Origin of the sequence: Xanthomonas campestris pv. phormiicola (genome assembly GCA_025666215.1) — a bacterium.
GTDB lineage: Bacteria > Pseudomonadota > Gammaproteobacteria > Xanthomonadales > Xanthomonadaceae > Xanthomonas_A > Xanthomonas_A campestris_A.
The window spans coordinates 2,369,368-2,383,589 of the sequence record CP102593.1 but is presented as its reverse complement, the minus strand read 5'-3'; the positions used below and the strand labels follow the sequence as shown (position 1 = coordinate 2,383,589).

At 69.2% G+C, this 14,222-nt stretch carries 9 protein-coding genes; 8 read left to right on the top strand and 1 reads right to left on the bottom strand.

The window, feature by feature from the left end:
• Nucleotides 1-211: 211 nt before the first annotated feature.
• From NRY95_09990 to NRY95_09965, 6 genes are all read left to right on the top strand, one after another.
• On the top strand, nucleotides 212-1,462 hold the full coding sequence (locus NRY95_09990; GenBank protein ID UYC18252.1) for a cupin domain-containing protein: 1,251 nt from the start codon (nucleotides 212-214) through the stop codon (nucleotides 1,460-1,462).
• 10 nt (nucleotides 1,463-1,472) lie between these two features.
• Complete coding sequence (locus tag NRY95_09985) at nucleotides 1,473-2,384, top strand: GNAT family N-acetyltransferase (GenBank protein UYC18251.1); 912 nt, start codon at nucleotides 1,473-1,475, stop codon at nucleotides 2,382-2,384.
• A gap of 182 nt (nucleotides 2,385-2,566) precedes the next feature.
• Nucleotides 2,567-5,392, top strand: coding sequence for a 2-oxoglutarate dehydrogenase E1 component (locus NRY95_09980; GenBank protein ID UYC18250.1), 2,826 nt, complete (start codon nucleotides 2,567-2,569; stop codon nucleotides 5,390-5,392).
• Between the two features lie 42 nt (nucleotides 5,393-5,434).
• Nucleotides 5,435-6,649 carry a dihydrolipoyllysine-residue succinyltransferase gene (gene sucB / locus NRY95_09975; protein ID UYC18249.1) on the top strand — a complete coding sequence of 405 codons (1,215 nt, stop codon included), beginning with the start codon at nucleotides 5,435-5,437 and terminating at the stop codon, nucleotides 6,647-6,649.
• Nucleotides 6,650-6,798: 149 nt separating this feature from the next.
• Nucleotides 6,799-8,235 (top strand): dihydrolipoyl dehydrogenase, encoded by a 1,437-nt coding sequence (gene lpdA / locus NRY95_09970; GenBank protein UYC18248.1) that lies wholly within the window; start codon nucleotides 6,799-6,801, stop codon nucleotides 8,233-8,235.
• 228 nt (nucleotides 8,236-8,463) lie between these two features.
• Nucleotides 8,464-9,057, top strand: coding sequence for a TIGR00730 family Rossman fold protein (locus NRY95_09965; GenBank protein UYC18247.1), 594 nt, complete (start codon nucleotides 8,464-8,466; stop codon nucleotides 9,055-9,057).
• A gap of 283 nt (nucleotides 9,058-9,340) precedes the next feature.
• On the opposite strand, the gene NRY95_09960 is transcribed toward NRY95_09965, so the two are convergent.
• Entirely contained in the window at nucleotides 9,341-12,217 is a 2,877-nt protein-coding gene (locus NRY95_09960) for an EAL domain-containing protein (GenBank protein ID UYC18246.1), read from the bottom strand.
• A 215-nt stretch (nucleotides 12,218-12,432) separates the two neighbouring features.
• Between NRY95_09960 and NRY95_09955 the strand changes: the two genes are divergently transcribed.
• On the top strand, nucleotides 12,433-12,987 hold the full coding sequence (locus NRY95_09955) for an RNA polymerase sigma factor (protein UYC18245.1): 555 nt from the start codon (nucleotides 12,433-12,435) through the stop codon (nucleotides 12,985-12,987).
• The gene (locus NRY95_09950) at nucleotides 12,984-14,120 is read left to right on the top strand and encodes a hypothetical protein (GenBank protein ID UYC18244.1); all 1,137 of its coding nucleotides are present in this window, start codon (nucleotides 12,984-12,986) and stop codon (nucleotides 14,118-14,120) included. Before NRY95_09955 ends, NRY95_09950 begins: the two co-directional genes overlap by 4 nt.
• The last annotated feature ends 102 nt before the right edge of the window (nucleotides 14,121-14,222 follow it).

The following is a 14,222-nucleotide window of genomic DNA, read 5'->3' as shown; positions in this document are numbered from 1 at the left end:
GCACTTCAGCCTGCGCGCAGGCCGCTTGTCAAACCGGCGCCGCACCGGCGGGCGAACCGCGACGGCATGGGCACGGCGCCCGCTGCGCCCGCAGGCACGCCGCCGCAGCCGCCGCCATGCGCACGGACAACACAGCCTGCGGCGGGCTGGGCGACAATGGCGGCCATCGCCGGCCTCCCTGTCGGCCTCGCCCCTGCCGGACCGCCTGCCCATGACCAAACCCGCCTCGTTCCCGATCGAAATCGACGCCACCCGGCAACAGCCGCTGGGCATGCCCGCCGCGCGCTTCCTGCGCGACTACTGGCACAAGCGCCCGCTGCTGATCCGCAACGCCTTCCCCGGCTTCGTCTCGCCGATCGAGCCGGGCGACCTGGCCGGTCTGGCCTGCGAAGAGGCCGCGCTGTCGCGGCTGATCGTGCACGACCGCGGCAACGACCGCTGGAGCGTGCGCAGCGGGCCGTTCGAGGAAAGCGCATTCCCCGGCATGCCCGACCACGACTGGACCCTGCTGGTACAGGACGTGGACAAATGGGACCCGGACATCCGCGCCCTGCTCGAGCAGTTCCGTTTCCTGCCGCGCTGGCGCGTGGACGACGTGATGGTCAGCTTCGCCGCCCCCGGCGGCTCGGTCGGCGCCCACGTGGACCACTACGACGTGTTCCTGCTGCAGGCGCACGGCCACCGCCGCTGGCAGATCGACGCCAGCGCTTCGCTGGGCCGCACGGCGCCGCCGACCGACTTCCGCGAGGACGTCGAGCTGAAGCTGCTGCGCAGCTTCAGCCCCACCCACGACTGGGTGCTCGGCCCCGGCGACATGCTGTACCTGCCGCCGCTGGTGCCGCACCACGGCGTCGCCGAAGACGCCTGCCTGACCTTCTCGGTGGGCACCCGCGCGCCGTCCTCGGCCGAGCTGATCGGCGACTACCTGGACACCCTGATCGACGGCGCCGACGAGGCGCTGCGCTACCACGACGAGGACCTGCAGGTGCCGGCCGATCCGTACGAGATCGATGCGGCGGCGATGGGCCGCGTGGTCGAGGCGCTGAACGCGTTGCGCATGAACGATCCCGACCGCCTCGGCGCCTGGTTCGGCCGCTTCATCACCACCTACCGCGCCGCCGGCGAGATCCTGCCGCCGGCCAACCCGCCGGCGCCGCAGGAAGTGGCCGCGGCGCTGGAGCAGGGCCTGGTCCTGCAGCGCCACCCGTGGGCACGGCCGGCCTGGCGCCGGGCCACGCGCGGCGCCACCCTGTTCTGCAGCGGCCTGGAGTTCGCGCTGCCGATCAAGGACGCGCGGCGCCTGGCCGCGGCCGACACCATCGACGGCGCAGGCTACGCGGCGCTGTCCGCCGCCGGCCGCGAGACCTTGCTGCAGCTGGTCGAAGCCGGCTTCTACCAGCCGCTGGACGACACCGACGACGACACCGACGACGGCGACGCGGCTGCCGGCACGCAGGACTGAACCACCCGCCATGCCCGCCGCTCCCGGCTTCCGCATCGAGGCGCTCGACCCGGTCCGCCAGGCCGGCGAACTGCGCGCGCTGCGCGAGCGGGCCGGCCTGCCGCTGCCGCCGCCACCTGCGGATGCGGCCAGCGCCGCAGTGGATGCGCTGAGCTGCCACGTGCTGGCCCGCGCCGACGACGGCCAGCCGCTCGGCAGCGCGCGGCTGAGCCCCGAGCAGTACATCGGCTGCATGGCGGTGCTGCCGGCCTGGCGCGGTCGCGGCGTCGGCAGCGCGCTGCTGGCCGCGCTGGTCGAAGAAGCGCGGCGCCGGCGCTGGCCGCGGCTGGAGCTGCAGGCGCCACCGGCCACGCTCGACTTTTACGCGCGGCACGGCTTCCTGGCGATCGGCGCGCGCAGCGCCGGCGCCGGCGGCGAACGCCAGCCGATGCGGCGCTTGCTCGGTGCCGCCGCCGCGGTGGAGGATGCGGCCACGGCGGTCGCGGCCAGCGCCGCGGTGGTCGCGCAGGCGCGGCGGCAACTGCTGATCTACAGCCGCGCGCTGGATCCGGGCCTGCTGGACAGCCCGCCGCTGCTCGAGCAGTTGCGCCGCTTCGCGGTGGCCGCGCACGACAAACAGTTGCGCGTGCTGCTGCACGACGCCGCCGCCCCGCAGCGCGCCGCCGCGCCGCTGCTGGCCCTGGCGCAGCGCCTGCCCAGCGTGTTCCGCTTCCGCGAAGTGGTGGATCCGGTCGACCGGGGCTACGCCGCGGCCTATCTGGTCGACGATGGCGGCGGCTACTACTTCCGTGCGCTGGGTCACCGTTACGACGGCGAGACCGACCTGCTCGGCGGCGGCCGCGCGCGCCAGCTGCGCGACGCGTTCGCGCGGGTCTGGGAGCGTTCACGCGACTGCACGGAGCTGCGCACGCTGGGCTGGTAGCGCCGCGCTGCCGCTGCCGATGGCGCAATGAATGAACCCGGCGTAGCCCCTGTGTATCCGAAATGCACACCCCGGCTTGCGCATGGGGGTATAATTTTTTGGCTTGATAAACGCCCGCGCAGGCCACGCGTCCGCCGGTTCCAACCGCAAGCCAACCCACAAAGCGACCCGACCCCACCATCGTGGACAATCTCCTAAAGCAGTTTGCGCAGTCATCGCAACTCGCCGGCGGCAATGCCGCCTATATCGAAGACCTGTACGAGCAGTACCTGGTCTCTCCCGACAGCATCGACCCCAAGTGGAAAACCTACTTCGACGGCTTCCAGGGCCGCGATGCCGGTGACGTTCCCCACTCGGCGGTCATCGCCCACATCGCCAGCGCCGCGCGCCAGGCCGCCAACAGCGGCACCAGCCCCGGCGGCGACGAGCGCGAGCGCCATGTCGGCCGGCTGATCACCGCCTACCGCTCGCGCGGCCACCTCGGCGCCCGGCTCGATCCGCTGGGGCTGACCCCGCCGATCAATCCGCCGGACCTGGGCCTGCCGTTCCACAGCCTGTCGGAAAGCGACCTGGGCAGCGAGTTCAGCACCGGCGGCCTCGGCGGCCAGCCGCGGATGAAGCTGCGCGACCTGCTGGCGCGGCTGAAGGCGACCTACACCGGGTCGATCGGCAGCGAATTCATGCACATCCCCGAATTCGAGCAGCGCCAGTGGATCTACCAGCGGCTGGAGAACGCCGGCGGCAACATCGCCGCCGACGCCGACAGCCGCCGCCGCACGCTGGAGCGGATCACCGCCGCCGAAGGCCTGGAGCGCTACCTGCACACCAAGTACGTCGGCCAGAAGCGCTTCTCGCTGGAAGGCGGCGATGCGCTGATCCCGATGATGGACGTGGTGGTGCGCCGCGCCGGCGCCGATGCGGTCAAGGACATCGTGGTCGGCATGGCCCACCGCGGCCGCCTCAACGTGCTGGTCAACACCCTGGGCAAGAACCCGCGCAAGCTGTTCGACGAGTTCGAAGGCAAGTTCGAGCACGCCCACGACGACCGCGCCCACACCGGCGACGTCAAGTACCACATGGGCTTCTCCGCCGACGTGGCGGTGGCCGACGGCAAGTCGGTGCACTTGGCGCTGGCGTTCAACCCCTCGCACCTGGAAATCGTCGACCCGGTCGTGGTCGGCAGCGTGCGTTCGCGCCAGGAGCGCTACGGCGACGCCGCGCGCAAGACGGTGCTGCCGGTGGTGATCCACGGCGATGCCGCGTTCGCCGGCCAGGGCGTGGTGATGGAACTGTTCCAGATGTCGCAGGCGCGCGGTTTCGCGGTCGGCGGTACCGTGCACATCGTCATCAACAACCAGATCGGCTTCACCACCAGCGCCCGCGACGACGCCCGTTCCACGCTGTACTGCACCGACGTGGCGAAGATGATCGGCGCGCCGGTGTTCCATGTGAACGGCGACGATCCGGACGCGGTGGCGTTCGTGGCCAACCTGGCCTACGACTTCCGCCAGCAGTTCAAGAAGGACGTGGTCATCGACCTGGTCTGCTACCGCCGCTGGGGCCACAACGAGGCCGACGAGCCGGCGGCGACGCAGCCGGTGATGTACCAGACCATCCGCAAGCACAAGACCACCCGCGAACTGTATGCCGCGCAGCTGGAAAGCGAGGGCGTGATCCAGTCCGGGCAGGCGCAGGCGCTGGTCGACAGCTACCGCAACAAGCTCGATTCGGGCGAGTACACCACCGAACTGGCGACCCGCAAGCCGGACGAATTCGCCATCGACTGGTCCAACTACCTGTCCGGCAAGCTCACCGACAAGGTCGACACCACGGTCAAGCGCAAGACCCTGGACCAGCTGGCCAAGATCATCACCACGATCCCCGCCGGCGTGGAGCTGCACCCGCGCGTGGCCAAGATCTACGAGGACCGGGTGAAGATGGCCGCCGGCGACCTGCCGGGCGACTGGGGCTTCGCCGAGAACCTGGCCTATGCCACCCTGCTCGGCGAGGGCCACAAGCTGCGCCTGGTCGGCCAGGACGCCGGCCGCGGCACGTTCTTCCACCGTCACGCGATCCTGCACGACCAGAAGACCGACAGCTACTATCTGCCGCTGCGCCAGCTGGTCGAGAACCCGGAAGACGCCACCGTGATCGACTCGCTGCTCAGCGAGGAAGCGGTGATGGGCTTCGAATACGGCTACTCGACCACCGATCCCAATGCGCTGTGCATCTGGGAAGCGCAGTTCGGCGATTTCGCCAACGGCGCGCAGGTGGTGATCGACCAGTTCATCGCCGCCGGCGAAGCCAAGTGGGGCCGCATCAGCGGCCTGTCGCTGTTCCTGCCGCACGGCTACGAAGGGCAAGGCCCGGAGCACAGCTCCGCGCGCCTGGAGCGCTTCCTGCAGCTGTGCGCGCTGGAGAACATGCTGGTGTGCGTGCCGACCACCCCGGCGCAGTGCTTCCACATGATCCGTCGGCAGATGCGCATGACCACGCGCAAGCCGCTGGTGGTGATGACGCCCAAGTCGCTGCTGCGCCACAAGCTGGCGGTGTCGAGCCTGGAGGAACTGGCCGACGGCGAGTTCCAGCACCTGATCCCGGATGCGAAGGCCGATCCGAAGCGGGTCAGGCGCGTCGTGGCCTGTTCGGGCAAGGTCTACTACGACCTGCTCGAGGACCAGACCAAGCGCGGCCAGGACGACGTCGCCCTCCTGCGCGTGGAGCAGCTGTATCCGTTCCCGCGCGAGCTGTTGGCCGCCGAGCTGAAGCGCTACGGCAACGCCACCGATCTGGTCTGGTGCCAGGAAGAACCGCAGAACCAGGGCGCCTGGTACCAGATCAAGCACCACCTGCAGGCCTGCCTGGCCGACGGGCAGAGCCTGCACTACGCCGGCCGCCCGCGCTCGCCGTCTCCCGCTGCCGGCCATTTCGCCGAGCATCTGGAAGAGCAGCTGAAGCTGGTCGCCGACGCGCTATTGAATCCGTTCAACGACCAAGTCGCTGAATAAACCTCCTTCCCCTTCAAAAGACCCACTAGGACGCCCTCTGCAATGGCCACCGAAGTCAAAGTTCCGGTACTGCCCGAATCCGTATCCGATGCCACCATCGCCAGCTGGCACAAGAAAGCCGGCGACGCGGTCAAGCGCGACGAGAACCTGGTGGACCTGGAGACCGACAAGGTCGTATTGGAAGTGCCCTCCCCGGTCGACGGCGTGCTGAAGGAGATCAAGTTCGAGGCCGGCGCCACCGTGACCAGCTCGCAGATCCTGGCGATCATCGAGGAAGGCGCGAGCGCCGCGGCGGCTCCGGCCGAGGCCAAGGTCGCCGACGCACCGAAGGCGGAGGCGCCGAAGGCCGCTGCCGCCGAAGCGCCGAAGGCCGCCAAGGTCGAGTCGGCCAAGGCCGCCGGCGACGTCTCCACCCTGCCCCCGGGCGCCCGTTTCTCGGCGATCACCGAAGGCGTGGATCCGGCCCAGGTCGACGGCACCGGCCGCCGCGGCGCGGTGACCAAGGAAGACATCCTCAACTACGCCAAGAACGGCGGCGCCGGCAAGGCCGCCGGGGCGCGTCCGGAAGAGCGCGTGGCGATGACCCGCGTGCGCAAGCGCATCGCCGAGCGCCTGATGCAGTCGAAGAACTCGACCGCGATGCTGACCACCTTCAACGAAGTCAACCTGGCCAAGGTCTCGGCCGCGCGCAAGGAGCTGCAGGACGAGTTCCAGAAGGCCCACGGCATCAAGCTCGGCTTCATGAGCTTCTTCGTCAAGGCCGCCGCCAACGCGCTGCAGCGCTTCCCGCTGGTCAACGCCTCGATCGACGGCGAGGACATCATCTATCACGGCTACAGCGACATCTCGATCGCGGTGTCGACCGAGAAGGGCCTGGTCACGCCGGTGCTGCGCAACGTCGAGCGGCAGTCGTTCGCCGAGATCGAGAAGGGCATCGCCGACTACGCCAAGAAGGCGCGCGACGGCAAGCTGAGCCTGGAAGAACTGCAGGGCGGCACCTTCACCGTGACCAACGGCGGCACCTTCGGCTCGCTGCTGTCGACCCCGATCATCAACCCGCCGCAGAGCGCGATCCTGGGCATGCACGCGATCAAGGAGCGTCCGATCGCCGAGAACGGCCAGGTCGTGATCACGCCGATGATGTACCTGGCGCTGTCCTACGACCACCGCATCATCGACGGCAAGGACTCGGTGCAGTTCCTGGTCGACATCAAGAACCAGCTGGAAAACCCGGGCCGGATGTTGTTCGGTCTGTAAGAGCCGGGAATCGGGAATGGAGAGCGGGGAATGGGACAAGCGCCCACGTCCCCGCCCTGTTCCCGCCTGGACCTGGATGGGAGGCGGCAGGCGCATGCGCTTTTGCGATTCCCCATTCCCTCTTCCCCATTCCCGTGTGAGCAAATGAAATGAGCGAACAATTCGACGTCGTCGTCATCGGTGCCGGTCCGGCCGGTTATCACGCTGCAATCCGCGCCGCACAGCTGGGCATGAAGGTCGCCTGCATCGATGCGGCGCTGGGCAAGGACGGCAAGCCGGCGCTGGGAGGCACCTGCCTGCGCGTGGGCTGCATCCCGTCCAAGGCGCTGCTGGATTCCTCGCGCCAGTTCTGGAACATGGGCCACCTGTTCGGCGAGCACGGCATCAGCTTCAAGGACGCCAAGATCGACGTCGAGGCGATGGTCGGGCGCAAGGACAAGATCGTCAAACAGTTCACCGGCGGCATCGCGATGCTGTTCAAGGCGAACAAGATCACCGCGTACTACGGCTTCGGCGAGCTGCAGCCGGGCAACGTGGTCAAGCTCAAGCAGCACGACGGCAGCATCGTCGAGCTCAAGGGCACCAACGTGATCCTCGCCGCCGGTTCGGATTCGATCGAACTGCCGTTCGCCAAGTTCGACGGCGCCACCATCGTCGACAACGTGGGCGCGCTGGACTTCAGTGAAGTGCCCAAGCGCCTGGCGGTGATCGGCGCCGGCGTGATCGGCCTGGAGCTGGGCAGCGTATGGAAGCGCCTCGGCGCCGAGGTCACCATCCTCGAGGCGCTGCCGGACTTCCTGGCCCTGGCCGATGCCGAAGTGGCCAAGACCGCGCTGAAGGAATTCAAGAAGCAGGGCCTGGACATCAAGCTGGGTGCCAAGGTCTCCAAGACCGAGGTCACCGGCAAGGGCAAGAAGCAGGAAGTCGTCGTCACGTATGCCGATGGCGAAGGCGAGCAGAGCCTGACCGTGGACAAGCTGCTGGTGGCCGTGGGCCGCCGCGCCGCGACCAAGGGCCTGCTGGCCGAAGGCACCGGGGTCAAGGTCAACGAGCGCGGCCAGATCGAAGTCGATGCGCATTGCCATACCGGTGTGGACGGCGTGTGGGCGATCGGCGACTGCGTGCGCGGGCCGATGCTGGCGCACAAGGGCTTCGAGGAAGGCATCGCGGTCGCCGAGCTGATCGCCGGCCTGCCCGGCCACGTCAACTTCGACACCATCCCGTGGGTCATCTACACCGAGCCGGAAATCGCCTGGGTCGGCAAGACCGAGCAGCAGCTCAAGGCCGAAGGCGTGCCCTACAAGACCGGCAGCTTCCCGTTCGCGGCGATCGGCCGTGCGGTGGCGATGGGCGAGCCGGCTGGCTTCGTCAAGGTCATCGCGCATGCCGAGACCGACCGCGTGCTCGGCCTGCACCTGCTCGGCGTCGGCGTCTCCGAGCTGGTCCACGAAGGCGTGCTGGCGATGGAGTTCAACGGCTCGGCCGACGACCTGGCGCGCATCTGCCACGCCCACCCGACCCTGTCCGAGGCGATCCACGACGCCGCGATGGCGGTGAGCAAGCGGGCGATCCACAAGGCCAATTGAGGCCGGGAATCGGGAGTCGGGATTGGGGATTCGCAAAAGCGGCGGCCCCATCCCGCATCGTTCCGGCAATGGCATAGCGCCGGGCGAAAGCCCGGCGTTGTGCTTTGCGGATAACCGCAAAATACTGAAGCAGTCGACCCACGACGCTTGTCCTGCTCCCAGCACCGTGAACGCTCACGCATGCAACACCCCGCTTTTACGAATCCCCACTCCCGAATCCCCAATCCCATGAAAAGCATCTGCGTCTACTGTGGTTCCAACGCCGGCAACAAACCCGCCTACGCCGAGCGCGCCACCGAATTGGGCACGCGCATCGCCGAACGGGGCCTGCGCCTGGTCTACGGCGGCGGCAACGTCGGGCTGATGGGCACCGTGGCCAACGCGGTGCTCGCCGCCGGCGGCCAGGTCACCGGGGTGATCCCCAAGCAGTTGGCCGACTGGGAAGTGGCGCACCGCGGCCTCACCGAACTGGAAATCGTCGGTTCGATGCACGAGCGCAAGTCGCGCATGTTCGACCTGTCCGACGGCTTCATCGCCCTGCCCGGCGGCTTCGGCACCATGGAAGAGATCTTCGAGATGCTGACCTGGCGCCAGCTCGGCATCGGCAACAAGCCGTGCGCGTTCCTGGACGTGGAAGCGTTCTACGCCCCGCTGATCGGCATGATCGACCGCATGGTCGCCGAACGCTTCCTGCACCCGGACCAGCGCGCCGACCTGTGGTACGGCAACGACATCGACACGATGCTGGCCTGGATGCACGACTACACCCCGGCGCAGGCGTCGAAATGGATCGACGAAAAGCGCCGCAACGCGCTGCGCTGAAATCCACCGCTCTTAACCAACCGCCCCCAGGGCGCGTGGCAACGCGCCCTGCATCGCCGGCAGAGGTTTCAGTCCCGGGAAGCCGCACAGTCCGCCGCATGCGGGCGATGTCTGTCGCGGCTGGAGCCGCTTGTGTCTACCGCGGGTATATCGTTGAGGTGAGAGCGGAGTGCGGCAGACCGCTCTTTGCACGAGCAAAGAAAAGTGACTCGCGCCGAAGCGCGAAAGCTTTTGCTTTTTGCTTCGCTCCAAACCCACCCAAACCAAACCAACGCACGCGCCATCAATCGTGCTGCGCAGGCCGCCCCAACAGATACCCCTGCCCGTAGTCGCAGCCCAGCTCGCGCAGCGTCTCCAATTGCCGCTCGGTCTCGATGCCCTCGCCGATGGTCTCGATGCCCAGCGTACTGGCCAACGCCAGAATGCTGCGCACCAGCGCATAACTGCCCGCACCGCTTTCGCCATGCAGGCCGGCGACGAAACTCTGATCGATCTTCAACGCCGAGATCGGAAACCGGTGCAGATACGACAGCGCCGAAAACCCCGTGCCGAAATCGTCCAGCTGCGCCAACACCCCGCGCTCGCGCAGCGCCTGCAGGATCGTCAACGTGCGCGGCGCATCGTCGAGCAGCGCCACCTCCGTGATCTCCACCCGCAGCCGCCGCGGATCCGCGCCAGCGGTATCGATCAGGCCGAACAGCCGATCGGTGAAGTCCGGCGAACGGAAATGCCGCGGCGAGACGTTGACCGAGACGTAGCCGGTGCCGCTTCGCGCCATGCGCTGGATCACCTGCGCGTACAGCAGCCAGTCCACCTGCTCGATCAGCCCGCTGTCCTCGCCCAGATCGATGAACTGGCTGGGCACCAGCAGTCCGCGGCTCTCGTGACGCCAGCGCAGCAGGGCTTCGTGGCCGACCACCTCGCCGTCGATCAGGCGCACGATCGGCTGGTAGAACGGCTCGAAGTCGCCGCTCTTGATCGCCCGCCGCAGGTCCGCCTCCAGGTCCAGGCTGCGCAGCGCGGCCTCGCGCATCGCCTCGTCGAACACCGCGCAGCGGTCCTGGGTCTGCGCCTTGGCCCGGTACATCGCCGCGTCCGCGTCGCGCAGCAGCTCCTCGCCGCTATGGTAGCGCGGGTGCCAGGCGGCGATGCCCAGGCTGCCGGACGGGAACAGCTCGCGTCCGGCCACCCACATCGGCTGGCCGAGCACGCCGAGCAGGCGCTGCGCCAACTCGCGCACGCCCTCCAGCCCCTCTTCGCAGCTGACCAGGATCGCGAACTCGTCGCCGCCCAGGCGCGCGACCACATCGTCGCTGCGCAGCGTGGAGACGATGCGCTTGGCCACCTCCACCAGCATTTCGTCGCCGGCGGCGTGGCCGATGCTGTCGTTGACCAGCTTGAACCGGTCCAGGTCCAGGAACAGCACCGCGAACGCCATGCCGTCGCCGTTGCGCGCGCGGTTGATCGCTTCGCCGAGCCGGTCGAGCAGATGCGAACGGTTCGGCAACCCGGTCAGCGCATCGTGCAGCGCCTGATGGGTCAGGCGCTGCTCGGCGCGCCAGCGTTCGGCGATCTGCGCCAGCAACTGCTGGTTGACCTCGGCCAGTTCGCGGGTGCGCTCGTCCACCCGCTGCTCCAGTTCGGCATGCGCCAGCCGCAACCGTTCCTGCGCGCGCTGCCGCGCCAGGCCGCCGCCGACGTTGTGCGCGACGAAGGTCAGCAGGCGCTGGTCGTATTCGGTGAAACGCACCTGCGTGGTGTAGCTCTGCACCACGATCGCGCCGACCACCTCGCCCTCGTCGAACAGCGGCACGCCCAGCCAGCTGTGCGAACGCGTGCCGTATTCCTGCACCTCGCCCTGCGCCACCAGCGCTTGGATCTCCGCCAGTTCCAGCAGGATCGGCCGGCGCTTGCGCATCACGTACTCGGTCAATCCCTTGCCGCGCCGCCGCAACGGCCGCAACGGGCTGTACTCGTCCACCGAATAGACGAATTCCAGCATCTTGCCGTCGTCGGACAGCAGCGCGATGTACAGGTTGCGCGCATCGATCAGCCCGCCGACGATGGCATGCACCTCGGCGTAGAACTGCTGCAGGCTCTCCGAGCGGATCGCCAGCTCGGCGATGCGGAACAAGGCCAGTTGCAGGGTCTCGGCGCGCTTGCGCTCCTGGATCTCGTCCTGCAGGTCGTGGTTGGCGCGTTGCAGCTCCTGGGTGCGCAACTGCACGCGCCGCTCCAGCTGCACCTGCGCATGGCGCCGGTCCATCGCGGTCAGCACGTGCTGGGCGACGTACGCCAGCAGTGCGCGGTCGGCATCGGTGTAGTGCATCGCACGGTCGTAGTTCTGCACCACGATCGCGCCGCACACGCGGCCCTCGCGCAGCATCGGCACGCCCAGCCAATCCTTGCTGTCCGGGCCGTGCAGGGCGTCGTACTGCACGCGCAGGCGGTCGCGCACCTGCTGCGACGGCCCGCGCACCGCCTGGCCGTGGCGCAGCAGGGCGAAGGTCATGCTGTTGGGCATGTCGCGCAGGTAGTACAGCTGTGCCGGATCGGCGACGAAGTCGTCGTGGCGGTCGGAAAAATACAGGAAACGCATGCTTTCCTGCTCTTCGTCGTATTCGACGATGTAGCAGTTCTCCGCATACATCAGCGAGTCCAGCACCGAGTGCACGTGGCGCAGCATCTGCTCCATTTCCAGGTCCGTGCCAGCCAGGTCGGCGATCTCGTACAGCGCCTGCTGCAGTTGCTTGGACTTCTCCAGGCCCTCGATGCGCGCGCGCATCCGCTCCGCTTCCAGCAGCGCCAGGCCGAACGCGGCGGCCATCTGGCACCAGGCGGAGCGCTGCGGCTCGGACAGCGGCTGTTGCAGCCGTGCAGCCACCGCCACACAGGCGCCGTCCGGCGTCTTCAGCACGTGCAGCAAGGCCTGCGCAGGCGCCGGCACGGTTTCGCCGAGACAACGCCGGACCAGCACCGGCAGCCATGCCGGCGCCCCCGGCGTGGCGCCGAACAGGCGCCCGCCGACGGCGCCGTCGCCGCACGCGATGGCCACGTCGCTACCGGGCGGCAGCAAGCCGCACAGGGCAATCGCGGTCTGCATGGAAGCGTGGCCGTCGGGGTGCTCCTGGCGGTCGATCGCGGACGGCTCAAACAACATCGACAACAACTCCTGCATGACGTCGGACCTGCCCCACGCCTCCCCCCTTGAACGCCAGCATACCTTTTACGTGAACAGGCGCACGCGCGATGACCCCATGCCCGCCGCCGGCGCGTTCACTATCTACCATGCCTGCTGCCATTGCGCCCCCATCCGCCGCCACGGCGCCCACGCCACGCTATGCGCCAGGCCGGCGAACGCTTAGGCTTGCCGCCGTGGATGCCCTGGTCGAAACGAGCGACGAAGCCCTGATGCTGGCCTATGCAGCCGGCGACGCCGGCGCGTTCGAAACCTTGTACGCGCGCCACCGCGGCCGCCTCTATCACTACCTGCTGCGCCAGCTGCGCGACGTGGCGCTGGCCGAGGAAATGTTCCAGGACGTGTGGCAACGGGTGATCGCCGCACGCCAGGGCTGGCAACCGCAGGCCGCATTCAGTACCTGGCTGCTGCGCATCGCCCACAATCGGCTCGGCGACCACTGGCGCGCCGCCAAGCACCGCCCGGCCGCGCCGGCCGATGCCGAATTGCGCACCGCCAGCGTGCCGGACCCGGATACCCCGGAGCGGCAGCTGTCCGCGTTCGAACAGCGGCGCCAGCTGCAAGTGGCGCTCGACGACTTGCCGGAGGATCAACGCGAAGTGCTGCTGCTGCGCCTGGAACAGGAACTGAGCCTGGAGGAGATCGCACAGATCACCGGCGTCGGCCGCGAGACGGTCAAGTCGCGGCTGCGCTATGCGATGGACAAACTGCGCGCGAGGCTGGGCGGATGAGCGCCGACGAGCCGCTGACGCCGGAAGAACGCGCCCTCGCCGAACGCCTGCGGCCGGTCCGGCAGGCGTTGCCGTCGGCGGCGCTGGACGCTTCGATCCTGGCCGCGGCGCGTGCCGCAGTGGCATCTGCGCCGGCCGCTTCCGCGCCGGCGCCGGCAGCTGCTTCAATTGCGAGCGCCGCCGCGCCGGCGGAGCAGGCCCGCTCCAGCGCCGCCGCGCAGCGTCGCTCGCGCTGGCCGGCCTGGACCGGGCTGGCGGCATCGTTGACCCTGGCCGTCGGCATCGCCTGGCAGCTGCGCACCCCGGCTCCGCCAGTGGCAGCGCCGGCCGCTCCACAAGCGGTCGCTCCAGACCCAGACGCTTCCGCAGCGGCCGCCGACCAAACCAGCGCAACGCAGCCGGCCGATGCCGAAGACGCCGCAGTTGCGCCTGGCGTGGCACGCAGTCCCACCGACATGCCGCCACCAGCGCCTGCGCCGAAGCAGGCACCGGCAGCGCCCGAGCTCCAATCGATGCGCGCGGCACCTGCGCCATCGGCCGCATCCGCGGACGCCCCGGCGGCGGCCGAGCCGGCGCCGATGGCCGCGCCACCGCCTCCCGCAGCGGCCATGGTCTCGCCGCCCGCACCGCCTGCGCCGCCGGCCTTGCCGGCACCGGCAAAAGCGCTGGCGCCTCCCGCGCAGGCAGCGCAGGCGCCGGCAAAGCCGGCGGCACGCACGCGCGAGGCCAATGCCATGCAGCGCGAAGACCGCCGCGCACTGCTGCAACGCCGTACAGACTTCGGCGAGCGCGACAGCAGCGACCCGGCAAGCGCACAGGCACAGGACGCGGACGCCGCGCGCGTCGAGGGAAATCTCAGCGCAGCGCCGGCAGCGGCCGCGATGCCGGCCGCACCGGCCGCGGCGGACACCATCCCGCTGGCGGCATCCGCGCGCGCCTCCGGCACCGATCCGGCGCTTGCGGCAGCGGCGGAGAGCGACGCGCGCCTGGCGCCGCGACGCTGGCTGGCGCGCATCCGCGAGCGCCGCGACGCCGGCGAGCACGCCACCGCACGTGCCAGCCTGCAACGCTTCCAACGCGAACATCCGCAAGCGCGCATCCCCGACGACCTGCGCGAGCTGCTCGACGACTGACGCGCACCGGGCCTTCGTCGCCGACGGCATGCTCGCGCGCGCCTCGTCGCCCATGCACCCGCGACCGGGTGCAGCCCGCATCCGCGGTCGCGCTCGGCGCCT